Origin of the sequence: Bartonella australis AUST/NH1 (assembly GCF_000341355.1) — a bacterium.
Lineage (GTDB): Bacteria > Pseudomonadota > Alphaproteobacteria > Rhizobiales > Rhizobiaceae > Bartonella > Bartonella australis.
The window spans coordinates 1,419,658-1,444,851 of sequence record NC_020300.1; the positions used below are offsets into that span (position 1 = coordinate 1,419,658).

25 protein-coding genes are annotated in these 25,194 nt (G+C 44.1%); 14 read left to right on the top strand and 11 right to left on the bottom strand.

The window, feature by feature from the left end; translation table 11 throughout:
• Nucleotides 1-369 precede the first annotated feature (369 nt).
• Both pal and BANH1_RS06195 read right to left on the bottom strand, forming a co-directional pair.
• The gene (gene pal / locus BANH1_RS06190) at nt 370-882 is read right to left on the bottom strand and encodes a peptidoglycan-associated lipoprotein Pal (protein ID WP_015398506.1); all 513 of its coding nucleotides are present in this window, start codon (nt 880-882) and stop codon (nt 370-372) included.
• A 367-nt stretch (nt 883-1,249) separates the two neighbouring features.
• Nucleotides 1,250-1,939, bottom strand: a complete 690-nt coding sequence (locus BANH1_RS06195) for a DUF1013 domain-containing protein (protein ID WP_015398507.1) — start codon at nt 1,937-1,939, stop codon at nt 1,250-1,252.
• 361 nt (nt 1,940-2,300) lie between these two features.
• On the opposite strand from BANH1_RS06195, the gene BANH1_RS06200 reads away from it, so the two are divergent.
• Nucleotides 2,301-3,047: a YebC/PmpR family DNA-binding transcriptional regulator gene (locus tag BANH1_RS06200; RefSeq protein ID WP_015398508.1), complete on the top strand. Its 747-nt coding sequence runs from the start codon at nt 2,301-2,303 to the stop codon at nt 3,045-3,047.
• Between the two features lie 427 nt (nt 3,048-3,474).
• On the opposite strand, the gene rpmE is transcribed toward BANH1_RS06200, so the two are convergent.
• A complete protein-coding gene (gene rpmE / locus BANH1_RS06205; protein ID WP_015398509.1) occupies nt 3,475-3,696 on the bottom strand; it encodes a 50S ribosomal protein L31 in 222 nt (73 codons plus the stop codon).
• A gap of 208 nt (nt 3,697-3,904) precedes the next feature.
• Here rpmE and BANH1_RS06210 point away from each other — a divergent pair, with 208 nt between their 5' ends.
• On the top strand, nt 3,905-5,713 hold the full coding sequence (locus BANH1_RS06210) for an ABC transporter transmembrane domain-containing protein (protein ID WP_015398510.1): 1,809 nt from the start codon (nt 3,905-3,907) through the stop codon (nt 5,711-5,713).
• Between the two features lie 155 nt (nt 5,714-5,868).
• Here the strand turns inward: BANH1_RS06210 and BANH1_RS06215 are convergent, their stop codons facing one another.
• The 4 genes from BANH1_RS06215 to BANH1_RS06230 form a co-directional block, all read right to left on the bottom strand.
• Entirely contained in the window at nt 5,869-6,660 is a 792-nt protein-coding gene (locus BANH1_RS06215) for an inositol monophosphatase family protein (protein ID WP_015398511.1), read from the bottom strand.
• Between the two features lie 3 nt (nt 6,661-6,663).
• Nucleotides 6,664-7,236, bottom strand: coding sequence for an elongation factor P (efp, locus tag BANH1_RS06220; RefSeq protein WP_015398512.1), 573 nt, complete (start codon nt 7,234-7,236; stop codon nt 6,664-6,666).
• 315 nt (nt 7,237-7,551) lie between these two features.
• Complete coding sequence (locus tag BANH1_RS06225) at nt 7,552-8,607, bottom strand: tetratricopeptide repeat protein (RefSeq protein WP_015398513.1); 1,056 nt, start codon at nt 8,605-8,607, stop codon at nt 7,552-7,554.
• A 155-nt stretch (nt 8,608-8,762) separates the two neighbouring features.
• Nucleotides 8,763-9,437: a thiamine phosphate synthase gene (locus tag BANH1_RS06230; protein WP_015398514.1), complete on the bottom strand. Its 675-nt coding sequence runs from the start codon at nt 9,435-9,437 to the stop codon at nt 8,763-8,765.
• Between the two features lie 37 nt (nt 9,438-9,474).
• Between BANH1_RS06230 and opgC the strand changes: the two genes are divergently transcribed.
• The 10 genes from opgC (at nt 9,475) to tolB (ending at nt 18,271) form a co-directional block, all read left to right on the top strand.
• Entirely contained in the window at nt 9,475-9,741 is a 267-nt protein-coding gene (gene opgC, locus BANH1_RS07640; RefSeq protein ID WP_083878134.1) for an OpgC domain-containing protein, read from the top strand.
• A gap of 1,106 nt (nt 9,742-10,847) precedes the next feature.
• Nucleotides 10,848-11,369 carry a DUF1465 family protein gene (locus BANH1_RS06240; RefSeq protein ID WP_015398515.1) on the top strand — a complete coding sequence of 174 codons (522 nt, stop codon included), beginning with the start codon at nt 10,848-10,850 and terminating at the stop codon, nt 11,367-11,369.
• 276 nt (nt 11,370-11,645) lie between these two features.
• The gene (gene ruvC, locus BANH1_RS06245; RefSeq protein ID WP_015398516.1) at nt 11,646-12,155 is read left to right on the top strand and encodes a crossover junction endodeoxyribonuclease RuvC; all 510 of its coding nucleotides are present in this window, start codon (nt 11,646-11,648) and stop codon (nt 12,153-12,155) included.
• Entirely contained in the window at nt 12,152-12,787 is a 636-nt protein-coding gene (ruvA, locus tag BANH1_RS06250) for a Holliday junction branch migration protein RuvA (RefSeq protein ID WP_015398517.1), read from the top strand. The genes ruvC and ruvA overlap by 4 nt, the downstream gene beginning before the upstream one ends.
• 2 nt (nt 12,788-12,789) lie before the next feature.
• Nucleotides 12,790-13,884 carry a Holliday junction branch migration DNA helicase RuvB gene (gene ruvB, locus BANH1_RS06255; RefSeq protein ID WP_015398518.1) on the top strand — a complete coding sequence of 365 codons (1,095 nt, stop codon included), beginning with the start codon at nt 12,790-12,792 and terminating at the stop codon, nt 13,882-13,884.
• On the top strand, nt 13,877-14,326 hold the full coding sequence (gene ybgC, locus BANH1_RS06260; protein WP_015398519.1) for a tol-pal system-associated acyl-CoA thioesterase: 450 nt from the start codon (nt 13,877-13,879) through the stop codon (nt 14,324-14,326). Before ruvB ends, ybgC begins: the two co-directional genes overlap by 8 nt.
• Before the next feature lie 165 nt (nt 14,327-14,491).
• Nucleotides 14,492-15,205, top strand: coding sequence for a protein TolQ (tolQ, locus tag BANH1_RS06265; RefSeq protein WP_015398520.1), 714 nt, complete (start codon nt 14,492-14,494; stop codon nt 15,203-15,205).
• Nucleotides 15,206-15,216: 11 nt separating this feature from the next.
• A complete protein-coding gene (gene tolR, locus BANH1_RS06270; protein WP_015398521.1) occupies nt 15,217-15,669 on the top strand; it encodes a protein TolR in 453 nt (150 codons plus the stop codon).
• Between the two features lie 75 nt (nt 15,670-15,744).
• Complete coding sequence (locus BANH1_RS06275; RefSeq protein WP_015398522.1) at nt 15,745-16,905, top strand: hypothetical protein; 1,161 nt, start codon at nt 15,745-15,747, stop codon at nt 16,903-16,905.
• A gap of 46 nt (nt 16,906-16,951) precedes the next feature.
• Nucleotides 16,952-18,271: a Tol-Pal system beta propeller repeat protein TolB gene (gene tolB / locus BANH1_RS06280; protein ID WP_015398523.1), complete on the top strand. Its 1,320-nt coding sequence runs from the start codon at nt 16,952-16,954 to the stop codon at nt 18,269-18,271.
• Between the two features lie 242 nt (nt 18,272-18,513).
• Here the strand turns inward: tolB and BANH1_RS06285 are convergent, their stop codons facing one another.
• From BANH1_RS06285 to tkt, 4 genes are all read right to left on the bottom strand, one after another.
• Nucleotides 18,514-19,545 carry a class I fructose-bisphosphate aldolase gene (locus BANH1_RS06285; RefSeq protein WP_015398524.1) on the bottom strand — a complete coding sequence of 344 codons (1,032 nt, stop codon included), beginning with the start codon at nt 19,543-19,545 and terminating at the stop codon, nt 18,514-18,516.
• Nucleotides 19,546-19,688: 143 nt separating this feature from the next.
• Nucleotides 19,689-20,882, bottom strand: a complete 1,194-nt coding sequence (locus tag BANH1_RS06290; protein ID WP_015398525.1) for a phosphoglycerate kinase — start codon at nt 20,880-20,882, stop codon at nt 19,689-19,691.
• 227 nt (nt 20,883-21,109) lie between these two features.
• Complete coding sequence (gene gap, locus BANH1_RS06295; RefSeq protein ID WP_015398526.1) at nt 21,110-22,120, bottom strand: type I glyceraldehyde-3-phosphate dehydrogenase; 1,011 nt, start codon at nt 22,118-22,120, stop codon at nt 21,110-21,112.
• Complete coding sequence (gene tkt, locus BANH1_RS06300) at nt 22,117-24,123, bottom strand: transketolase (RefSeq protein ID WP_015398527.1); 2,007 nt, start codon at nt 24,121-24,123, stop codon at nt 22,117-22,119. The genes gap and tkt overlap by 4 nt, the downstream gene beginning before the upstream one ends.
• Before the next feature lie 309 nt (nt 24,124-24,432).
• On the opposite strand from tkt, the gene BANH1_RS06305 reads away from it, so the two are divergent.
• Nucleotides 24,433-24,708: a DUF4164 family protein gene (locus tag BANH1_RS06305; protein WP_015398528.1), complete on the top strand. Its 276-nt coding sequence runs from the start codon at nt 24,433-24,435 to the stop codon at nt 24,706-24,708.
• A gap of 12 nt (nt 24,709-24,720) precedes the next feature.
• Nucleotides 24,721-25,110: a cell division protein ZapA gene (locus BANH1_RS06310; RefSeq protein ID WP_015398529.1), complete on the top strand. Its 390-nt coding sequence runs from the start codon at nt 24,721-24,723 to the stop codon at nt 25,108-25,110.
• Nucleotides 25,111-25,194 lie beyond the last annotated feature (84 nt).

Sequence of the window (25,194 nt, forward strand, 5' to 3'; positions counted from 1 at the left end):
TCTAGCTATTTTATTCAAGGCCACAACTTGCGATAAAACCCCGCCCCTCGTTACAAGACTTTATTCTCATAAAATCCTTTCAACTAAAAGTGCCCTACCATCCACAGAATTTTGTCGACAACGCCCCCGAAAAGCCTTTTTAGTTTAAAATATAATGGGGAAAAATAAAACTATATTTTTTTCGCACAATAGGCCGCTGTCAGCGCTCTCGCTGATAATTTGAGCAAATAGACAAAAATTCGGGCAAAAAATTAAAACTTGCCACAAAAAGCGGAATTTAAAATGCTCATTACTTTATTTTACCTACGGGTGCGTTTTTTGCCCCTCAGTAAATTTGATTAATGAGTCAGGTACCTTTCATGCCTATTTTTAATCATTGGTTCCAGTGCTTACTGTTGTGACAGCCCGCCGGTTTTGGTTCCAACATGAAAGAGCATTGCAGATCGCCACGGGTCTTTCTTTTCCGTAGGAAATTGTCCGCATCCGCTGTGCAGAAACACCTAAAGAAACTAGATAATCACGCACTGCAACAGCACGGCGCTGCCCAAGAGCTAAATTATATTCGCGTGTACCCCGTTCATCAGCGTGGCCTTCGATAGTAACAAAATAACGAGGATAACGAAGCAACCATTCTGCTTGACGCATTAAAATTCGCTGAGCGTCCGGCTCAATAGAAGAAGAGTCAAGTTCAAAGAAAACGCGATCTCCAACATTGACCATAAATTCCTGCTTTGAACCCGATGATGCAGCACCGTATCCGGCATCAAAATAATCCCCCATACCCGCGGTGCCGGTATTTTTTTTAGCGCACCCAACTGCGGTCAATAAAACAAAAAGTAAGGTTATAAATGGATGACGGATAATATTTTGGATAGGGCCCACGTGCCAATTCTCCTGTCGTTTAGAACCAAAATTAAATAGCGCAATTTTTTAGCAGCTCTTTAAAAACGATTATAGTTAATATAGAGCTTTTTTCCTTGTTTATTCCCTATTTTTTGCATCCCCAAGGTGCCTCTTCTCCGCATTTTTACCCTGCAGGAAACTTCACGAGGCCAGCTTAAGAGCTTAAACCAACCTTGTATTATAGATCATTTTGAAACTCTCAGAGATATCCACTTGGCAAAAGCCCCGCCGGTATCTAAGCTTCTCGCCGTGCTTTGTCCTGCTTCACCATCATTAAAAACGCAATTCTCCACGGCCCATGCGGGAAGCAAAGTCGCCCCCGCCCTGCTCATACAGGTCCCTGTCCTCATAAATCACCTTGAGGTTCTTTTTGAAGAGCATTCAGCTTGGCAAAAACCTTGCTGGCGTCTAAATTTTCATCGGTAATTTGCTTAGCTTCGCCCTCGTCAAAGACGCCATTTTCTGTAACCGACGCAGGAAGTAAAGTCCCGTCCCCTTCAGCTGGCACAGGGCGGTTTTTTGCCGCGCGATGGAGTTCAATATCTAAATCGATTTGTGAACACAGGCCCAGCCCCACGGGATCTAAGGGAGCTAAATTAGCACTATTCCAATGTGTCCGGTGGCGAATTTGCTCAATGGTTGCTTTTGTTGTCCCGATTAACCGTGCAATTTGTGCATCTTTCAATTCAGGGTGATTCAACACCAACCATAATGTACCATTCGGGCGATCTTGACGCCGGGAGAGAGGGATATAGCGCGCACCCTTTCGTTTTTTTTCAGGGATATGCACTTTTGATTGAGAAATTTTTAAGCGCACTGTTTGATCTGCCTCAGCGCGCGCGATCTCGCTGCGTGTTAATTGCCCGGAACTAATTGGATCAAGTCCTTTAATACCGTGGGCGGCTTCACCGTCAGCAATGGCTTTCACTTCTAACACATGCAATTTACAAAATTCCGCAATCTGATCGAAAGAAAGCGCTGTATTATCAACCAGCCAGACCGCTGTTGCTTTTGGCATCAAAAGTTGTGCTGCCATTTTTATAATATCCTCTTATTCGCCTCTTTATCGAGGCAGGTTACCGCCCGCTCTAAGGCCATTTATCTTCCAGAGCCCTAGAGTCTTTTGTTTCCTAAACCGCCAACCGCCCCCGCTCCGCTTTAACTGAACGGGACACAGAAGAAACCGTCTCTACTATGAAATCACGCTTTTTGATAGTTTATAGCGCGATTTTCAAGTCACTACAAGATACACCTATCCTGTGATGATTACTACGAGAATATCTTTACCTTTGACGCGAATTTTCTTATAAAGATTTTATCGGGTCTATTCACCTTACGCTGTGGTACATTTCGTTAACCTAAAGAGGCGTCTGGTCATCCAAACTGAAAGGTAAGCCATGGCAGGCCATTCACAATTTAAAAATATTATGCACCGTAAAGGGCGCCAAGATGCAGTGCGTTCGAAGATATTTTCTAAGCTCGCGCGCGAAATCACGGTTGCAGCGAAGCAAGGCTCTCCTGATCCGGCAATGAATCCGCGTTTAAGGCTCGCTGTGCAAAACGCCAAAGCGCAATCGATGCCCAAGGACAATATCGAACGCGCCATTAAGAAAGCTTCAGGCGGTGATGTGGAGCATTATGATGAGGTACGCTACGAAGGTTACGGCCCAGGAGGCGTCGCGATTATTGTTGAAGCATTGACTGATAACCGCAACCGCACAGCCTCTAATGTGCGCGCGGCCTTTACAAAATCGGGTGGTGCTTTAGGGGAAACGGGTTCGGTGGGTTTTATGTTTAACCGAATCGGTGAAATTATTTATAAGCCCGAAGCAGGCACTGCGGATAGCATTATGGACGCCGCGATTGAAGCAGGTGCCGAGGATGTCCAATCCGAAGAAACAGGCCACCACATTATTTGTGCTTTTGAAGATATTGGCGAAGTTTCGAAAATTCTTGAAGACACTCTTGGCGAAGCGGAATCGATTAATACTGTTTGGAAAGCAACCACCCTTGCACCGGTGGATGAAGAAAAAGCACTATCAATTTTGCGCCTTATTGCAACGTTAGAAGAAGATGATGATGTGCAAAATGTTTATGCTAATTTTGATGTCAGTGACGAAATTTTAGCAAAACTTTCTGCATAACCGCGACCGGCTGCGTTATAATATGCACCTATAGTCTTCCGGGTATTTTTAACCGGGAGCGTCTAAACCTCTCTGTTAGAGACAAAAAGCGGATAAGTTTGTTTTGCCCAGCGGGCGTATATTGAGCAAACAAAATACAGCTAAAATTGTCCACGAGGACGCGAATATGACGCTCTTCGGGCCACTACTTCCCCGTTGTTGCGGTGCGGATAGCTTCTTCTCAAGCGGTTACACTGTTACGGTAATTATGTTACCGTAACACCACTCTCATAGCCGCATTGCACGATTAACTTCTTGTGCCGGTTCAGTTTTTCACAGATTGGGATACGGCTTCAAATATATGCCTGCACAAGCTCACAGGCCCTGCCTAGGCAATGGAGCACACCCAAGGCCGCTGTTTGAGACAGCGGATCTAATCAGCAAAATTTTAGATGCCGAGATTACCAAAGCGATTTCTGAATTTGGAAACACGCCCGCCACGATCGACCAATGTCTGAGAACCGCCTATCCACGCTGGGTGGGTTCTTGGATCAATATCTAAGCTAAGAGTATCCCCCTCTTTTCCCCATGTTGAACGGGTCGCATAGTGGGTTCCGTCAGTCATAACGACTTTAATCATATGATAATCGGGATGAATATTTGCCTTCATACGGAAAACCCTCTATTTTCAAACAATGAAACACCCCTTTGACTGTATTTTAAGCGCGTTCTCTATTGTTTTTTTGATAAACTGATCGTACTATGGCCGCGTTATAGCTGAATGTGCATTAAAAAACAAGTGTCCAAGAAGCGTAGCCCTGGGGGGAATAAAACGACCAGACGGGCATCGTTAAGCAATCAAGTTGAATTATCATAAAATGAATAAAAAACATCTTATAAAGCCGCTGAGCTCTTCCGTGAAATCCAAAGAGAGGCGCGACAGGAAGCGTTCTGTGTCTTTGCTTTCAAGTTTTAAGCCTTACATTATCCGCTACCGTTGGCTTATCGTTGTCGCTTTTTTGTCCTTGCTTGTCGCGGCCTTTGTCACGCTGGCTTTACCTGTCGCCATTCGCCAAATGCTTGATCACGGTTTTACAGTTTCAAATCACGGAAAAATCAATTTTTATTTTGGTGTTTTGTTTTTTCTAGCGCTGCTTTTAGCGCTTGCTTCAGCCACCCGCTATTATTGCGTTATCACATTAGGTGAACAAGTAGTTGCTGATTTACGGCGTGATGTTTTCGCACATATCATGAAATTTTCACCGGCATTTTTCGATCATTCTCATTCTGGCGAAATTGCTTCACGGCTTTTGACAGACACGACCCAGATAAAATTAGCCATAGGATCAACAGCTTCTATCGCTTTGCGTCACCTGATTGTGGTGGTCGGTTCCATTGTGATGATGGTCATCACAAACGCTAAATTATCCGCGCTTGCCTTGCTTGCCATCCCTGTTGTATCTATTCCACTGATTATCTTTGGGCGTAAAGTCCGCTCACGCACACGCTCTGCACAAGATCGTCTAGCCGACGCAAATGCCCTAGCAACCGAACAGATAAGCGCTATTCGCACTGTGCAAGCTTTTACTGCTGAAAAATTTATTTCTGCACGCTTTTCAGATCTAGTTGAACGTGCATTTCAAACGGCGCGCGCCTCCGTTATTCTGCGCTCTTTTTTCACAGGCTTTGCAATTTTCTTGGTGTTTAGCAGCGTCGTTGCAATTTTGTGGATCGGATCACACGATGTTTTGAAGGGCACAATGTCCGGCGGTACATTAGGTCAATTCGTCCTATACGCAGTTTTTGGAGCAGCAACTTTTGCACAATTATCAGAAGTTGGCGCAGAATTAGTGCAAGCAGCAGGTGCAGCTGAACGGCTTGCTGAATTATTGCAAGAAAAGCCTTTTATTTCATCGCCAAAGCTTCCTTTACCATTAGCACAGCCTGTCCAAGGAGCGATTACTTTTGAGCAAGTTGATTTTACTTATGCTTCTAGACAACAAGAAAAGATTTTGCACAATCTTTCTTTCTCTGTCAAAGCTGGTGAAACAGTTGCTTTTGTTGGCGCTTCAGGTGCAGGAAAGAGTACTATTTTTTCTCTCATTCTCCGCTTTTACGACCCCATGAGTGGCCATATCCTGTTTGATGGTGTTGATATTAACCGCCTTTCCCTTCACGATTTACGCCGCTCAATTGCGTATGTCCCGCAAGATGTTGCTATTTTTGACGGCACATTACGCGACAATATTGCCTTTGGCGCCGAAAATGCCAGTCAAACAGAAATTGAAGCAGCAGCCCAAACAGCCAACGCGCTTGAATTTATCGAAGCGTTGCCAGACGGCTTTAACACTCAAGTTGGAGAACGCGGTATCATGCTCTCTGGTGGGCAAAGACAGCGCATTGGTCTTGCGCGAGCAATTTTGAGAAATGCGCCCTTATTGCTTCTGGATGAAGCGACATCGGCCTTAGATGCTCAAAGTGAAAATCTCGTGCAAAAAGCTTTAGATGGGATTATGCAAAATCGCACAACGTTGGTTATTGCGCACCGTTTGGCGACAGTTTTAAAAGCAGATCGCATTCTCGTGATGGATGGAGGTTCTCTGGTTGAAGAAGGGACCCACGCAGAACTCATCGCACAAAATGGGCTTTATGCGCGTTTAGCCAAACTGCAATTTTCACAAAAATGAGGTCCTCTCCAGCGTTATTAACGGCTTAAATTGCCACAGCGCTGGCATATCCTCGGCGCATTAATATCTCTAAATCACTAATGTACTGAGAGCGCCAACATCTCTCGATGCATCATTGAACCAAATGACGTGTAACGCTCGTTATTTTTGCTGTCTTAAACAGTTTTTTTGAGAGTTTTTCTTAATTCAGCGTGAATCAATTCATTACCGGCGATGATATTTTTTTTACCAAAAATATCATTTCCTCCTTCTCTATCAGTGACAAAACCACCTGCTTCGCGAAGCATCAATATTCCAGCTGCCATATCCCAAATTTGAAGATCATTTCCCCACAATCCATCAGCTCTTCCAGCCGCAACATAAGCCAAGTCGAGAGCCGCTGCCCCTAAACAGCGAACACCAGCAACCTCTGCCATAATATTGCGCAACTCAATGAGATATTGCCCATGATTTGAGTGTCCTAAATAAGGCGCTTCAGTTACAATGACGCAATCTATCAATTTCCGCCGTGCGGCCACGCGGCAGCGCCGGTCATTAAAGAAGGCACCTTTTCCACGCTCGGCGGTAAAGAGCTCATCGGCAACGGGATTATAAATCACACCAGCAACGATCTGTCCTTGACGCTCTAAGGCGACAGAAACAGCGAAAAAAGGAATGCCGTGCAAAAAATTTGTTGTTCCATCTAAAGGATCAATAATGAAACGATGCTGAGAATCTTCACCAATAATTTCTCCAGATTCTTCTGTTAGAAAGCTAAATTTTGGCCGTGCTTTGACCAATTCAGAGAGAATAATTTTTTCTGCTTTACGATCCGCTTGGCTGACGTAATTTGCTGGGCCTTTCAATGATACTTGCAAATTTTGGACCTCGCCATAATCGCGCACTAAGGACCGCCCGGCCTTAATGGCGGCTTGAACCATAACATTCATAATTGCAGAATGGGCCATATTTTATCCTTTTTCATTTGCGCGACGCAAATAAATCAATTCATTAGTATCAACAATAATACGTTCGCCAGCATTCATGAAAGGCGGCACGAGGATACGGATACCATTATCGAGAATGGCAGGTTTATAAGATGATGTAACAGTTTGCCCTTTAATGGCAGGATCAGCCTCAGCAATGGTTACAACGACTTGATCTGGAAGCGATATACCAATCGGTTTTTCTTGATAAAGCTCAACGGTCACAGTCATGCCGTCTTGCAAGAAAGCGGCACGATCGCCGACAAAATCTTTTTGCAACTCAAGCTGTTCATAAGAATGCGAATCCATAAAAACCAGAACATCACCTTGTTGATAAAGGAAAGTAAAGTCCTTTTGTTCAAGTCGGACTCTTTCAACGGTCTCGGCGGCACGAAATCGTTCATTAAGTTTCGTACCATCGATCACATTTTTCATTTCAACCTGATTAAAGGCCCCCCCTTTCCCTGGTTTTACGGCATTACATTTAACAGCTACCCACAAGCCCCCTTGATGTTCAATCACATTTCCAGGCCGAATTTCATTACCATTAATCTTCATAGTCTACACCCACTTTTATCTCTGCAAAAGAGAACTCTACATCCTTATTTTTCATCTTTTTAGAGAAAAATTTTCTAATCTTTCTATAAAAGGAGTCGCATGCGCCTTAATCTTTCAGTTTTCTGTAAGACTATAAAAGGACCTCAAACACAAGCTCCTTAAAAACTTCAGGCCACCATATAGCTTAGCGTATCGGCTCTCTGCAAGACTATAAAAGCATCCTCGCTGCGCGCGCTTTGAAAATTTTTCCGAAACTTAACATAGACGGATTAATACGCTCAAAAAGAACGCAACCTTTTTTGATGAGGGCACCTTTTAGTGAGCAGATATGAATCGTCGCGCTTTCTCACGCGCTTCCTTCAATTGAGTTTCGCCCATCCCTTCCAACATCGTTTCAAGATCCTGGGCCTGTGCTTTTGCCCGCTTTGCAACCATATACCAAGCAGCCGCCATTACGGTATCACCTGTTGTTCCGATCCCATCACGATAAAGTCTTGCCAAAGCGATTTGTGCTGGCACAACCATTTTAATTGCATTATCAGAGAGTAAATAAAAAGCGCGGTGAAAATCGGTATCTCCTCCACGGCCTTGAACAAGCCATTGGGACAAAATGATTTGCGCCATTACATTGTTATTATCAGCTGCCATTTCGATCAATTTTCGTGCGTTATCGTAATCTTTGGGCATTGTTAAAGTTCCCGAAGCAAGAATTTTTGCTGCCGCGAAAGCGGCCTCAGAATCTCCAAGAGCTGCACCTTTCAAGAACCAGACTAAAGCCTGATCCATGGCTTCACTTTCGATATTTTGCGAAGAAACCCCTGCGAGCTCCCGCTCTTTCTGTAAAGCTTTATGAAGGAGCAGCTCCCCATAATAAAATTGAGCTTCTTTAACGCCAGCTTCAGCGGCTTTTCGAATAAACTCTTCCGCTCGTTTTTGATCCTTTGTTACAAAATCACCGTTAAACAACATAAGCCCGTAGCGCAGTTGTGCTTGTGGTTCGCCTTGTTCCGCCGCACGCTGAAACCAAAAAGCCGCACACTCCCCGTTCATTGGAACAGCATATCCTTCCACATATATCCGTGCAACCAAAGTCTGTGCGATTGGGTCATTGAGTTCAGCACGTTCGAGCGCAGTATAAAAAGCCCTTAGATAACGCCCTCGGACATAATAATCATAAGCTTCATCATACTGCCCAGCTTCTAAAACATGGAAAGATTTCCGAACCTTCTCGTTTTTCACAAAATCTTGAACAGCGCGCACTGTACATTTGGAAGCGTCTGATGCCTCATCGGCAGCCTCAATTTGATTTGCAGCCACTGTCGAAGACCAAATTGTCATCAAAGCTAGCGCATAAATGACTCTTTTTACCATGAAGATCACACCTCTATTCACCATGAAAATTATACCCCCGCTTATTATAAAAGGCCGTACCCCAGCTTATACCGTAAAAGGTTGCATCCCTATTTATCATGAAGAATTATACCCCCGCTTAGCATGAAGACCGTGCCTCTCCTTTGCCATAAAGATTACATCCCCGTAGGGAGGGAATAATTTTCACATTTCTTTTTCACTTTATCGAGAACCTCTAAAGGGTCGTCATGAGCGAAAATCATTTCTTCAACAACAATGAATTCACATGTTGTTTTTAAGCTTTCCTCAAAAGTAATAGGATCACTCCCTGCTTGGATAAGAGCAGGAATTTCCATAATTTCTGCCCACCATTGCGCTAACTGAATATTTCGAGGATGAGCATGTGGTTTTTTGTCAGCGCCTAATTTTCCGAACAGCAGATAATCAGCTCCATTTTCAGCAACGCTCATAGCACAATGGCGGTTACGCAAATTCCCAACACCGACTATTTTTTGTTCTTTTTTCTGCTTATTAAGGCTTTTCAGAGCGTCAAGGTCCCCTTCCAGATGCACACCATCAGCCTTTATTCGGCCTGCAATACGGCTATTATCAGCGATGAGAAGAGCAGCCCCACTGTTTTGAATATCGTCAGCGTATAATCGGGCACTATTTTGCAAAAAAACTTCGTCGCTTTGTGGACCTTGCGAATCGTAAATGATCACGCAAGCAAAAGGTTTTTTAAGCAACATCTTACGCAAAAATGCGGGATCTACAGCGCGGCGAATATCCAAGGCTAAAACCAATTGGGGGGAAAGATATGGCTCTGTCGATTTATTTTTTCGCTCTATCATACAGTAACCCCTGCGCACCAAAATAAAGTTTTATTGTATGAATATAACTTGCCAAAAGCAACTGATAGCCTTTGTTTCTTGTAAAGGTCCGTTTACGGCACACAATAGTGTTCCCGATCACGACATCTCCCTTTCCTACCGTAATATACACATAGACATTTTACGTTCTTTAGCGCTGTTGACGATTTTCATCAACCATATTCCTAGAATATTTTACGAACATATAACGCATAAAAATTTTGATTTTTCTGATTCAACCGAAATATTCGTTTTACTTTCAGATATTTTTTCAATCTTAACTTGAATGCCCGCTGATATAAAGCGGGCTTTATTTACGTTGCACACAAACTGCAACAGCAAATTTTCCGGCTTTATAAAGTACAATTTCTCGTCATCTTTACAGTTTTGAGCTTTTTTAGCGCCTTTTTGCTTTGGCACTCCGAGCACCTTTTATCAAGTGAACACTCTCAGCTTATTCCTGGCACAACTTTTTACCGCATCTGTGTATATTAAGCTTTAGTTAATCAATTAGGCTGTCATAATATTTTCCCACTTTATATGACTCTTACGATTTCTGCTCTTTTTGTACTGCGCCTTGACCATAAATCATAAATATAAAAGGTGCCCTCTTGCGCTCTCCTTCATGGTTTAACTTTCTTGCAACCCTTATAGGATTTCTTATCCTTCTTACTCATTATCGGGGCAGCGGTTTTTGGGCCCTTTGTCGTGGCAATTTCTTTTTGTTACCGAACGCTCATAAGTGCTTTATCTCTCAAACAATAACAAAAAACCGATTCTCAATCTCTTTTATTGATTTTATTGGTCGGTTACATCACTCTCTTTACGGGGTTTACTTTAACTTGCGGGGGGGGGTGCTTAGGTGGCTTCCTGGATCCTCACTGTTCATCGACTTTAATAAAAATTTTCTGAGCTTATCTCACCTCTTTCATATTTTAGCTTCACCACCCCCAATTTTCTGTTTACCGCGGCTTCGTAGACTGTTTCACGTATCAAAAAGGCACTTTTAGAAGATTATGAGGGAAATATGACTTATGTTTTTGCAACCGACACCATTTTTGTAGATGCTCGGATAAATTTATAAAACAGTAACGACAAATATATTTTTTTTCAGACGCTCTCTTGATTGTGAGCGGCATCGCTATACAATCCGTCATCGCTATCATTGCGAAAATTCGTGGGATATCGTCGCCTGTTATTTTTTGAGCGTCAATAAATTCAGAGCACCGTTGCGAGGTAAAGTATTCTTGGTATAAGGCCCGTTATCCTTAATACAAAAAGCGCGTTGCGCGATAATCTTAAAGAAGCTATTCTAGGGAATGATGAAAAAACTGCTCAACTTTGTGTTTATTGGTTGTCATAGTTTCTATCTTGGTACGGGAGTGTAAGAGCGTGAGTGCACATGAACGTCCCCATGATAAACCTATTGTCATGATCGAGCACGATGCTTTTGAAAGTATTTTTGACCGTCTTTATGAAGAGACAATGACTCTGATTGAAGAAACGGCGACTTATATTGATACAGAGGGCAAAATAATTGCTCGTTCTCTTCCGGCGGAAATCTCGGCTCTTTACGCAAAGGAAGCTGTATATTTGAGCACGCGGCTTATGCAAGTCGCTTCGCGGCTTTTACTCCTTCGTGCGGAACGTGAAGGAGAAATGTCGCCCGAACAAATTAAGCAAGAGAGTGCGAAAGTCTCTCTTCATACACCGTCCTTAGAGCTAGAGACAACTTACTGGGAAGAATTACCAGAGATTTTCCGCTGCTTTGTAGCTCAGTCGCTGCGTCTAGAAGAGCGGATGCGCCACGTGAGCCATGATGGAAGGCAAGATCTGTCTCAAATTGTCAAAAACAATAACCCGGTTAACAAACAAATTGCGCTCTTGAACACGATTTTCCAGCGCCCTCAATGAATTTTGAGCGTCTTCCTTTCCTCAATAAAGTCTTAACAAGCAACGCTCGTTTCTCCCTGCATACTAAATGCGGCTACAGCTGTTACTTTTCAAGCTCAGACCCAATCCTTTCTTAACCCTTTCTCTGCATAAGCGCGCGATATAGACGCTATTTTCAAACTCAACTTCAAGCCTTCCCTAACATTTTTTAAATTTTGTTTACCTTGATATGTTCTTCTTATGTTCTTTTCCTATTCCCTCTATTCAAGCATATAAAAATAGCATAAACTGGGCCCTATGGCAGAGACGATTCGTATTATAGGTATTGATCCTGGGCTACGGCGGACAGGATGGGGGGTCGTCGACCTATTAGGCAATCAGCTCCGCTTTGTCGGAGCGGGAACGCTCCACTCCGATGCACAGCGTGACCTCGCTTCCAGACTTTGCCAGCTCCATGAAGGGCTTTTAGCTGTCCTGCACCAATTTATGCCCCACGAAGCAGCCATTGAGCATGTGTTCGTTAACAAAGATGCCACGGCCACTTTAAAACTTGGTCAAGCGCGCGCCATTGCACTCCTCGCTCCAGCTCAAAAAGGTCTCCCTGTTTCCGAATATGCACCGAATAAAGTTAAAAAGTCGGTCATCGGTGTCGGCCACGGCGCCAAAGAGCAAATCCATATGATGGTGAAAGTCCTCCTTCCGCAAGCTAAATTTGACAGCAGTGACGCCGCCGATGCGCTCGCGCTTGCACTCTGCCATAGCACCCACCGCACCGGCTTATCTCGTCGCTTAAAGGCCTGCGCATGATTGGCAAATTGAAGGGGATCCTTGAAGACATTTTCGACGACCATATTATTCTCGATGTGCATGGCGTAGGATATGTCGTTTTTATTTCAAACCGGCTGCGTCCTTCTTTACCAACTCTCGGCGAAAGTTTAAGTTTGTTCATTGAAACACATGTTCGTGAAGACGCAATTCGTCTTTTTGGATTTACAACAAAAGCTGAACAAGATTGGTTTTGTCTTTTGCAAAATGTGCCAGGAGTAGGTGCAAAAGTTGCCTTAGCCATTTTGGGTATTTTATCGCCCAATGAACTGACACAAGCAATTACACTCAATGATACGGCCATGATCAGTCGCGCTCCCGGAGTTGGCAAAAAAGTTAGCGAAAGAATTGTCGGTGAACTCAAAAGCAAGACGCTTCCCTTTAGCGAACATATCAAAAGAGTCTTCCCCCCTGCTTTAAATTCCCACTCAGAAGCAGCTAATCAACCAGTCGATGATGCATTATCGGCCTTAATCAAGCTTGGTTTTGAACGTGACCAAGCAGTTAATGCTTTAACTTCAGCGATGAATGACCTTGAAGGAGAAACTATTTCTTCAGCCCTTCTCATTCGCCATAGCCTCAAATTGCTTTCCCTCCCGCTTAACGTAAGGTAACAATGAACAAAGATGAGAATCGACGCCTGCTTGATGCTGTTCCCCTTCCTGAAGATCCGGACCGTTCTTTAAGACCGCAGACACTTAATGATTTTATCGGCCAAGAGGCAGCACGCGCAAATTTAAAAATATTCATTGAGGCTGCGAAAACGCGCCAAGAAGCTCTCGATCATGTTTTATTTGTAGGCCCTCCCGGCTTAGGAAAAACAACCCTTTCGCAAATTATGGCTAAAGAATTAGGGGTTAATTTTCGTTCCACATCGGGGCCAGTCATTGCAAAAGCTGGAGATTTGGCCGCCCTTTTAACCAATCTTGAAGAACGCGATGTTCTTTTTATTGATGAAATTCACCGTTTAAATCCAGCAATTGAAGAAATTCTTTATCCAGCGATGGAAGATTATCAGCTTGATTTAATCATTGGCGAAGGGCCTGCTGCGCGTTCCGTTAAAATTGACTTAGCCAAATTCACTTTAGTCGCTGCAACAACGCGTTTAGGCTTATTGACCACCCCATTACGGGATCGCTTTGGCATACCAATTCGTTTAAATTTTTACACTATAGAAGAATTAGAATATATCGTTCAGCGCAATGCTCGCCTTTTTTCAGTGCAGATTAATGATGACGGTGCCCGCGAGATTGCGCGCCGCGCACGGGGAACCCCGCGGATTGCAGGCCGGCTTTTACGTCGGGTTTGTGATTTTGCTCTTATCAAACGTGCAGGAAAAATTGATCAGGCTACCGCTGATGAAGCACTTTCTCGACTCGAAGTCGATTCCCTTGGCCTTGATCCGCTTGACCGCCGTTATTTGATCCTTATTGCAGAAACTTTTTTAGGCGGCCCGGTAGGGATTGAAACAATCGCCGCAGCTCTTTCAGAACCGCGTGATGCCATTGAAGACATTATTGAGCCTTATCTCTTACAACAAGGTTTTATTCAACGAACAGCGCGCGGACGGATTATCACAGAAAAAGCTTGGACACATTTAGGACTTTGCGCGCCTCCTTCCACGATTTCACCACAAAAGCTCTCTAAAGTGGGCGGGAAACAAGTTAACACATCGGTACAAATTTCTTTATGGGAGGAAAGAGATGACTAAAATAGCGCATCTCAGTGACGTTTGCACAAACCCTTTTCACGATCTTCAAGCACGAGTTTACGTCGCTGATACGGACTTTTCTGGTGTTGTTTACCACGCACGCTATCTAGAATTTTTTGAACGAGGCCGCTCAGAATTTTTGAGAGATACGGGCGTCAATAATATAGAATTAGCATCGGGAGCGCAGGGTGAAAAATTATTTTTTGTCGTTCGGCATATGGAAATTAATTTTTCACGACCTGCGCAAATTGATGACCTTTTGGTGATTAAAACGCGAATTGGCCATATTCAGGGCGCACGCCTTATTATAGAGCAATGTATTATGCGCGATGACGTAATTTTGGTGAGTGCGAAAGTTGAAATTGCTATTATTAACCAAGAAGGGAAGCCACGACGTCTCCCCAAAGGTTTATTTTCTGCACAATCTCCGACAGAGCAGTAGAGACGGAGACATTTATCGAAGTTTCTTTTTCCGAAATAATTCTTTGTTAATAAATTTTATTTTGTTTCGTTGAATTTAGAAACTGTAAAACAATATGCTTTATTGCGTATTTTGAGTCAGTCTTCCGTTTAATAAGTCAGTCTTCCGTTTAAAAAGGGGGCGGTCGTGTCGCAAATAGAATTTACGAATCCCGAAACTTTTGGCATATTAAGCTTGTTTATGCAGGCCAATTGGGTTGTGAAAGTTGTCATGATTGGGCTGCTGTTTTCTTCTGTATGGAGTTGGACGATCATTATCGATAAAATATTAGCATACCGGCGCATGCGGAGTGACATAAAACGCTTTGAGCGTATTTTTTGGTCGGGAAGGCCATTGGAGGAACTTTACACTGTTTATAAAAGTCGGCGTGTAGACGGTATATCCGCAGTTTTTATAGCAGCGATGACAGAATGGAAAAAATCATTCGTAAAAGGGAAGCAACCGTCCCTGAATTTACAAACGAGAATTGATAAAGCTATGGATCTCGCTTTAGCGCGTGAAAGCACAAAAATAGAGTCAAGATTAGGATTTTTAGCTACTCTTGGGTCAGCGGCCCCTTTCGTTGGTCTATTCGGAACAGTTGTTGGTATTATGAATTCATTTCTTTCTATTTCCGCATCTCAAAATACATCGCTCGCGGTTGTCGCACCAGGGATCGCAGAAGCGCTTCTAGCTACTGCAATCGGCTTATTTGCGGCAATTCCTGCGGTTATCGCCTATAACAAATTAACGCATGAAAGTGCGCAAATAATAGCGAAAATAGAAGGGTTTGCTGATGAATTTTCGACAATTATATTGCGGCGCATTGATGAAACCATAACATCTGATTTACCTTTATAAGGAGCGAAATCATGGCGCTTTCTGTTGCTCCTTCTCCTCAAAAAAATACACGTAGGCGGCGGCGTGCGCACGGCTGCTTGATGAGTGAAATTAATGTGACGCCTTTCGTTGATGTCATGCTTGTCTTGTTGATTATTTTCATGGTATCTGCCCCGCTTCTAGTAAACGGAGTCCCTCTTGATCTGCCTCGTAGTCAAGCAGGGCCGGTGCAAGCCAATACCCCCCCGCTAACGGTTTCACTTGACGAAAAAGGGCGCTTAGCCATTAATCATGATTATTATGATACATCTGAAGCTCTCATTGCAAAGCTCAAAGCTCAATTGAAGAACGGCCCTGCACAAAAAGATCAACGTATTTTTGTGCGCGCCGCTAAAACTGTTGAATATCAACAAGTTCTACAGCTGTTAGCTGATATTCAGAAAGCTGGTTTTTCGCAAGTTGCTTTAGCCAGTTTGGCGCAATAAAACCTATTATAAATATCGTATAACGCGCGCAATAACCGTGAGCAATTACCAAAATGGAAAAAGCAAGGCATAGGGATGAACAAAGATCTTCATCATAATACAAAATGGAGCCTGATTTTGTCGCTTGCCGCGCACGTAATTCTTCTTAGTTGGGGGAGCGTGCATTTTATTAATTCTGTTCCTTTACCGCAACAACAGTTGGAAGCTATCTCCGTTACCTTGGCTCCCCTGGACCAAGAGCTTTCCTTTCAACAAGGATCATTAAACGCTCCTCTTCGCGAAAATCCGGCACCACGACCGACCATGAAACCGCAAGACGAAGAAGATGCTCGCCATATTGGTGACGAGACAATCGATAATTTATCTCCGCTCAATCCAAAGGAAAAACTGCAGCATATTGATGCAACAGTCCCACCCTCTGGAGAAGAAGAGGACACACTGAAGGCCCTTGTACCACCGCTCAAAGAACAAGAATTGCTGGAACCAGAAACATCTCCTCAAATAACCGAAAATGAGGCCATAATCCCGCCGAAAGAACCAGATCCAGCGGCACCGCAGGTGCCAATGACGCCCGTTCAAGAACCAGAGTCGGTCGCGCCATTGGTGCCGGAAACTACTAAAGAAGCGGAACCACCAGCACCTGCCGTACCTGTTAAGAAAATAGAGAATCGTGAATCGCCCGAAAAAATTGAGCTACCAGAAAAAACGCCTCTCCCACATCTCAAACCCAAACCGGCTAAGCAATCCGCCTCCCAAGACGCAAAAACTCCTAAGAAACAGGGAGAACTGACAATTGAAGATATTTTAGTGAGAGAAGAAAAAAATCTTTTGAATCGTACGCGCACTCAAGGAGGGGGCGCGAAGCGCTCCAATAAGCCGGAAGCTTTAGGCCCACAAAAAAACGTCGGTGATACCGCAAAAATGGCACAAACATTAGTAAATATCGCTGGCGCATGCATACAAAAAAAGCTTAAACTTGTTGCCATTGGTGGAAATTTAGACAATCGTCCGATTGTGCATTTGCAGTTTTACTTAGACCGTAGAGGGATGGTCGTGGGGGAGCCGGTGATTAAACCATTTAGTGGTGAAGAAAATCAGCAAGCTATAATGATGCGGCAAGTATATGCGGCCGTTTTTTCGTGCCAACCTTACGCAGACCTCCCGCGTGATCAGTATGATTTATGGGGGCAAGGTTTTGATTTTAATGTTGATCCCCTTCGAGGAATGGCACCATAAAGAATATATTTTCTCTTTTAGTGAAAATGAAAGGATACACCCCGTTATGACTACCGCAAAACGCAGCGTTTTTTCTTGGTTTATCGTCGCCGTAAGTTTGTGGCTTTCGAATTTATCGGCCCATGCACAGTTAAAAGGAACCATTGCGGGCGCTGATTTTAACCCTATACAAATCGCAATTACGAATTTTATTTCTAACGATTCGCTGGGACAAAAGATTACCGCGGTGGTCACCGCAGATCTTGAACGGTCGGGGCTTTTTTCACCACTTAGCAAAGAGTCTTTTCTTGAACAAATTACCAATATTAATAGCCAACCGCGCTTTTCCGATTGGCAAAAAATAAATGCACAAGGATTGGTGGCTGGGCAAATCATCAGAGAAACCGACGGGCGACTCAGAGTTGATTTTCGTCTATGGGATGTCTTTAGTGGTCAACAAATTAAAGGACGCCGATTTTATACAGCAACAGAACGCTGGCGGCGTGTTGCACATATGATCTCAGATGAAATTTATAGTAAAATGACGGGCGAAAGTGGCTATTTTGATACACGCATTGTTTTCATAGATGAAACAGGCCCGTACGACGCGCGCACTAAACGTTTAGCAATTATGGATCAAGATGGGGCAAATCTTATCTATCTTTCCGACGGAAGTGAATTGGTTTTAACGCCGCGCTTTTCACCTAAGCGGCAAGAAATTACCTATATGGCTTATGGACACAATAAAACACCTCATGTTTATCTTCAGCAAATTGAAATGGGACAAAGGGAATTGATAGGTGCCTTTGACAATATGACGATTGCCCCGCGTTTTTCGCCTGATGGTCAAAAAGTGATTATGAGTTTGTTGCAACATAATGGGAGTGTGAATCTTTACACTATGGACTTGCGCACGCGGACCATGACGCGCTTAACGACAACTCAAGCTATTGATACATCAGCCTCTTATTCGCCAGACGGTAAGCAAATTGTTTTTTCATCAGACCGCGGCGGAAAGCCACAAATTTATAAAATGGATACGGACGGGGGTAATCTCCAGCGTATTTCTTTGAATGAAGGGAGCTATGCCACACCTATTTGGTCGCCGCGCGGTGATTATATTGCTTTCACAAAACAATATAAGGGGCAATTTTCTATCGGTGTTATGCACCCCGATGGGCGGGGAGAACGAATTTTGACCACGGGTTTTCATAATGAGGGCCCTACATGGGCTCCTAATGGCCGTGTGTTAATGTTTTTCCGTCAAGAGCCGGGTATGGGGCCTAAAATTTATACGATTGATATTACTGGACGCAATGAACGCCAATTACCTACCCCCAACGACGCCTCTGACCCGGCTTGGTCGCCCTTGCTCAGTACTCAATAAAGGAGAACTGTGCGTAGTGGGTAAATTAATATCGTGATGCAGGCGAAAAGCCCTAGCGATCCAGAGCGAACCGTCCGTCAGAGCAAATAAATGCCTCCTTTAGGTCCCCGTGCTCTGGTGGATTTTTGGCACCTCCGACTGTGTACCCGCGGCACCCTCATATAATGAGCGCCTCCTGCAGCAACCCCCCGCCGCTTATTATCATGATAGAGGCAGAGGGAGTGCACAAAATTCGCCTTTGTTTAACTGGGGGATTTTTCTTGCTCTTTTGTCCATTGCCCTAAGGCCGCTAGATGGTTCATCCGCGCGCGGTGACAAAAAGCTTTTTGTGCAGAAGCAATATTCTCTTTTTTCCCTCCCCACGCTTTCAAAGCGGCTGCTTGTAGTGCACGTCCGTAAGAAAAAGTTAATTTCCAAGGAAACGAACCTAAGGCATTCATAGCTGATAAATGGGCGGTTGCTTCTTCATCAGACTGCCCCCCTGAAAGGAAAGCGATCCCTGGAACAGCAGAAGGAACAGTCTGTTTAAGAACACGAACCGTTTTTTCAGCTACTTCTTCAACAGAAGCGTGGCGCGCATCTTTTCCATCAATCACCATATTGGGTTTCAAAATCATACCTTCTAAAATGACGCGTGCCTCAAATAATTCTTCAAAAACTATTTTTAAGACGGCCTGCGTGACATCAAAGCAACGTGTTATTGAATGCCGGCGCGATTGACCATCCATCAACACTTCCGGCTCTACAATTGGTACAAGACCAACTTCCTGACACAAAGCAGCATAACGTGCTAAAGCTTGCGCATTCTGGCGTATGGCACCTCTCGTCGGTAAAGAATGTTCATCGATCGCGATAACTGCACGCCATTTAGCAAAACACGCGCCTAAAGCATCATACTCTTTCAAGCGCTCACGAAGACCATCCAAACCTTCTGTGATCGTTTCATGAGCAAAAGCCGACAATGGCTTAGCACCTGTATCAACTTTAATTCCCGGCAAAGCACCCGCATCACGAATGAGATCTGTCAACATTGAGCCAGTTGACGCTTTTTGACGAATGGTTTCATCAAACAAAATGACGCCAGAAATGGCGCGCTCCATGGCTTCTTTTGTTGTGAAAAGCATTTCACGATAAGCGCGACGATTATCCTCACTTGATTCTAAACCGATAGTCTCAAAACGCTTTCCAATCGTAGCGGTACTTTCATCGGCTGCTAAAATACCTTTACCCGCTCTGACCAAAGAAAGCGCTCTATCTTCAAGACATTTATTCATAAAAAGTTCCTCTTTTTTGGCTCAATTTCCATAAATAGGCGACTCACCCACATAATTCACCCCCCCTTATGCCCCGACCTTACATGAAAGCAAAAATGCGAGGAAGAACCTTTTTCTTTATCCCTAAAAAACTTTACTCTCCTTCAAGCCCGTATTAAAGCGAGAACGCCGGGAAGAACCTTACCCTCCATCCACTCTAAAAAAGCCCCACCTGCGGTTGAAAGATAAGTAAAATCACGGGCAACACCTGCGTGATTCAGCGCAAAAACCGTATCTCCTCCACCGGCAATCGACGTTAATTGACCCCGCTTACTGCGCTCCGCTGCGTGGCGTGCAACAGCAACCGTCCCTCGATCAAAAGGAGGCATCTCGAAAACACCAAGCGGTCCATTCCAGACCAGGGTCGCTGCCGTATCAATTGCCGCATTAATATGAGCGATGGAACGCGTACCAATATCCAAAATCATCCCTTCTTCAGGAAGTGATCCAATATCATAGAGACGATGTGGCGTCTCTTTTTCAAAACGGAACCCAACCATCGCATCCAAAGGTAAAAGGAGTTTACATTGGCTAAGACGCGCCTTTTCAATAATTTCTCTCGTTGTTTCAACGAGCGTGTGCTCACAGAATGATTTTCCGACACGGTAGCCTTGCGCCGCCAAAAAACTATTGGCCATGCCACCGCCGATCACCAAACTGTCAACTTTTTCAAGCAGATGATTCAGGACAAAAAGCTTACTCGAAACCTTAGCACCTCCCACAATGGCCATGACGGGACGCATTGGAGTGCAGAGTCCTTTTTTCAGAGCACATAATTCACGTTGCAGTGAACGTCCTGCGTAAGAGGGCAATAAATCTGTTATTGCCTCTACCGAGGTGTGGGCGCGATGAGAAACCGAAAATGCGTCGTTGACATAAAGATCACCCTGTTGCGCTAAAGCTTCGGCAAAAAAGCGATCGTTTTTTTCTTCACCTGGGTGGAAGCGTATATTTTCAAGCAAAAGGACCCCACCCTCTTGCAATTTCTCAATTGCATCACAAGCTGGTGCCCCAATACAATCTTCTGCAAAATAAACTTTTTGGCCTATTATTTCGGCGAGAACCCCAACAACTGGACGCAACGACAATTCGGGAACTCTCTGGCCTTTAGGGCGGCCACAATGGGAGAGGAGAATAAGTTTAGCGCCCCGTCTTTGCAACTCAAGAAGAGTATCTTTGTGCCGCTCGATGCGCGTTTTATCGCACACCTCACCTTGTGACATTGGAACGTTAAAATCTACCCGCACAAGTACGCGTTTTCCAGCAACATCAGCGTCATCAAGCGTGCGAAACTTCATCTCTGCTCTCTCTTTACTTCTGATTCTTCAGACTATTGCACCTACTCAAATCCCCCACTTACACAAAAAAAGCCCCGCCTCTTTGCTCCCTATTCTGCCTTCTCCGCCTTGCAAAATATAAATTATTTCCGACTTTGACTCAGATATATTTTATACTCTTTATTTTTAAAATAGTTAAGTCACTTTAACCTTTTTTCTGCGTGAGAAAATCCGGAGATTCTCCCCATTTATAACGTCTTCGCAAAAGCCACAGCAGTATCACTCATGCGATTTGAAAAACCCCATTCATTATCGTACCAAGCGAGAACCCGGCAAAATTTACCGTCGATCACTTTGGTTTGATCATTTTGGAAAATCGCCGAATGCGGGTCATGATTAAAATCGCTGCTCACGAGCTTTTCTTCTGTATAACCCAAAATCCCCTTAAGTGGGCCCTGAGCAGCTGCACAAATAGCAGTATTAATTTCTTCAATAGTTGTGGAACGATTTGCGGTAAAAGTCAAATCAATAACAGAAACATTAGGGGTTGGAACACGAATAGATACACCGTCCAACAAACCTTTTAATTCTGGCAAAACCAACCCAACCGCCTTGGCCGCGCCTGTTGACGTAGGGATCATAGAAAGAGCCGCAGCACGCGCACGATAAAGATCGCGATGCAGTGTGTCTAAGACAGGCTGGTCACCTGTATAAGAATGAACCGTCGTCATAAAGCCTTTTTCGATGCCAATGGTGTTATGGAGAACCTGTGCAATGGGTGCCAAACAATTTGTTGTACAGGAAGCATTTGAAACAACACGATGCTCTTTACTTAGTTCTTGGTGATTGACTCCGTAGACAACCGTTAAATCTGCACCTTCAGAAGGCGCGGAAACAAGGACGCGCTTTGCCCCCGCCTCTAAGTGAGCACTCGCCTTATCACGCGCGGTAAAAAGGCCTGTGCATTCTAGAACAATATCAATATCCAATGCCTTCCACGGTAATTGTTTTGGATCACGCTCAGCTATAACCTGAACCAGCCCATAGCCTACTACATCAATAGCATCACCGATAACCTTAACGTCCGAAGGAAAGCGTCCGTGTACTGAATCATAGCGCAATAAGTGGGCATTTGTTTCCACTGGTCCCAGATCATTAATAGCAACAACTTTGATATCTTGGCGCCCACTTTCCACAATGGCGCGCAAAATATTACGTCCAATACGGCCAAATCCATTAATCGCGACACGAACAGTCATTTTGTCTCTTCCTTACTGATTTTTTCGAGCTTTTCCTCGACGCTAGCCACTACATTCTCACAAGTGATACCGAAATGCATATAAAGTTCGTCAATCGGCCCGCTTGCGCCAAACCCATTCATGCCAATAAATACCCCCTCAGAGCCAATGAATTGATCCCATCCTTGCCGGATGGCCGCTTCAATAGCGACCTTGATTGGTGCATTACCAATTAACGCTTGTTGATATGAGACAGATTGTTGCGAAAACAGCTCAAAACAAGGAACTGATACCACGCGTGTTGGGATACCTTTTTCTTCTAGCACACCGTGTGCTTTGATAGCAATTTGTACTTCCGAACCGGAGGCAAACAGAGTAACTTTTGCCTCATCACTCGCCATCAATAATTCGTAAGCACCGAGCGCGCATAAATTTTCTTCTTCATAATCTTGGCGCAATGGAGGTAAATCCTGCCGACTTAAAGCCAAAGTAGAAGGTGTTTTGCGTGCTTTCAGAGCTAATTGCCAACATTCTACCGTCTCCATTGCATCAGCAGGCCTGAAAACAAAATGATTAGGAATCGCGCGCAAAGCCGCTAAATGCTCCACCGGCTGATGAGTAGGACCATCTTCGCCGAGACCGATTGAATCGTGAGTCATAACATAAATTACCCGCAAGCCCATCAAAGAAGACAAACGCATTGCGGGGCGCATATAGTCCGAAAAGCATAAAAAAGTTCCACCATAAGGAATAAAACCGCCGTAAAGAGCGAGACCATTCATTATAGCGCCCATAGCGTGCTCGCGAATCCCATAATGCAGATAGCGCCCTGAAAAATCACGTGCGGAGATTGTACGCATTTGACTCGTTTTTGTATTATTAGACCCTGTAAGATCAGCAGAACCACCGATAGTTTCCACGACAACCTCGTTAATGACATTGAGGGCCATTTCAGAAGCTTTACGCGTCGCGACAAAAGGAGCCTCTGCGGCTAATTGCTCTTTGTAATCATCAATAATGCTGTCAAAGTTCCCTGCGAGATCACCCCGCATTAATCGTTCAAACTCGACGCGCTCCGACATAGGGAAAGTGGCAAATTTTTCTTCCCATTCTTGCCGTTTTTTAGCGGCATTAAGGCCCGCTAGACGCCAACAATCGAGGATATCAGCTGGAACTACAAAAGGTTTCGCACTCCACGCAAGAGCTTTACGCGTTTCAGCGATCTCTTTCGCCCCCAAAGGAGATCCATGAACTTTATTGGTCCCCCCTTTATTTGGCGCTCCAAAGCCGATGGTCGTTTTACACGCGATAAATGTTGGTTTATCGGAAAATTGTGCAGTTTCGATAGCGCGTTCCAGCGCCGCTTGATTATGGCCACTCACTTTGATTGTATTCCAACCAGAGGCTTTAAAACGCGCAATCTGATCTGTACTATCTACCAGAGAAATAGCACCATCGATTGAAATATCATTATTGTCCCACAACACAATCAGCTTATTCAGTTTTAAGTGCCCGGCGAGTGAAATCGCTTCTTGGGCGATTCCTTCCATTAAGCACCCATCTCCTACCAGTGCATAAGTGTAATGGTTAATCAGATCGCCAAAACGCGCATTTTGCAAACGCTCACCGAGCGCCATTCCTACGGCGTTGGCTAATCCTTGCCCAAGTGGTCCAGTCGTTGTTTCTACCCCTGCTGCGTGTCCATATTCTGGATGGCCCGCAACTCTGGACCCTATCTGGCGAAAATTGCGAAGATCCTCGAGAGAGATGTCTTCGTAGCCAGAAAGATACATCACGGCATAAAGCAACATAGACCCGTGTCCCGCCGATAAAATAAAGCGATCACGATTAGGCCAATGAGGATTTTTGGGGTCATGAGCTAAAAATTTTGTGTAGAGAACAGTGGCAATATCTGCTGCCCCCATCGGCAAACCAGGATGACCAGAGTTTGCTTTCTCAATCGCATCAATAGCAAGAAAACGGATAGCATTGGCCATCTGATTCTGTTGTTCGGTATTCGTCATAAATGATAAACCACTTTCATTAAGTCCATTACTTTTGTTTACCCTGTTCCCTCTTGAGCACGTAGGAGGCTCTATTATAGTGCGACAGAAACTACCCATGCATAATTTTTGTGACCACCTGATGAGTTTTTTCTTGCATTTCGCACATACCATTTATGCTAACAATATCAAAAAATCTAGCTTTTAATACACAACAATCCCCTGCTTTGCTTGCTAAAATATCCTACATATTTAAAAATGAATTATATGCAAAAAAAGAAAATGAGTGATTCGTTTTTATACAAAAGACCGATAAAGGATAAAACCGCCATGGACCAGGAGACCGCTGTTCTGCCAAAAGCTCTAGAGCAACTGGAAAAAGCACTCAGAAACTTAGAAATTACCATTATCAACCGCAATGCTGTCATTGATAAAAATAACGAATGGGAAGAAGAAATTCAGCGGCTGAACGCTGATCGTGGTCGCCTTGCCCAAGCACTTGATAAAACTGAAGCACACGCTGAACGACTGGAAGCAGTTAATAAAGAAGTTTCTAAACGGCTAATTAAAGCTATGGAAGCAATTCGTATTGTAATTGATAGGTGAAGGTTTAAACAGATGGAGACTATTCCCGTTACGATTGATGGTAAAGTTTATCGTATGGCCTGCGACGAAGGGCAAGAACATTATCTCACCGAGCTTGCAGCCCAATTAGATCAGTATATCACTCATTTGAAAAAAAATTTCGGAGAAATCGGTGATCATCGTTTATCTGTGATGGCCGGCATTATGATCATAGATGAAATGGAAGAAATAAAACGAGAACACAAAAAGCTTAAGGAAAGCTACACGACTCTTTTGCGTCAAAATGATGAAAGAGACCGCGTCGTGAGTAAGATCGTTCAAGAAACAACCCAACGAATCGAAAAGCTCACGAAGCAATTACTTAAAGACGATCAAGCTAATAGTACTCCGCAGGAAGAAGATAAGGCGGAGACCTCGCAATAATTGTTAAAAGATAGCAGATTTAAATGTCAAAGAATTTTGCGAGAACGACAGCCACAGCGAAAATGCTGAATCTCTTTTCAGAAA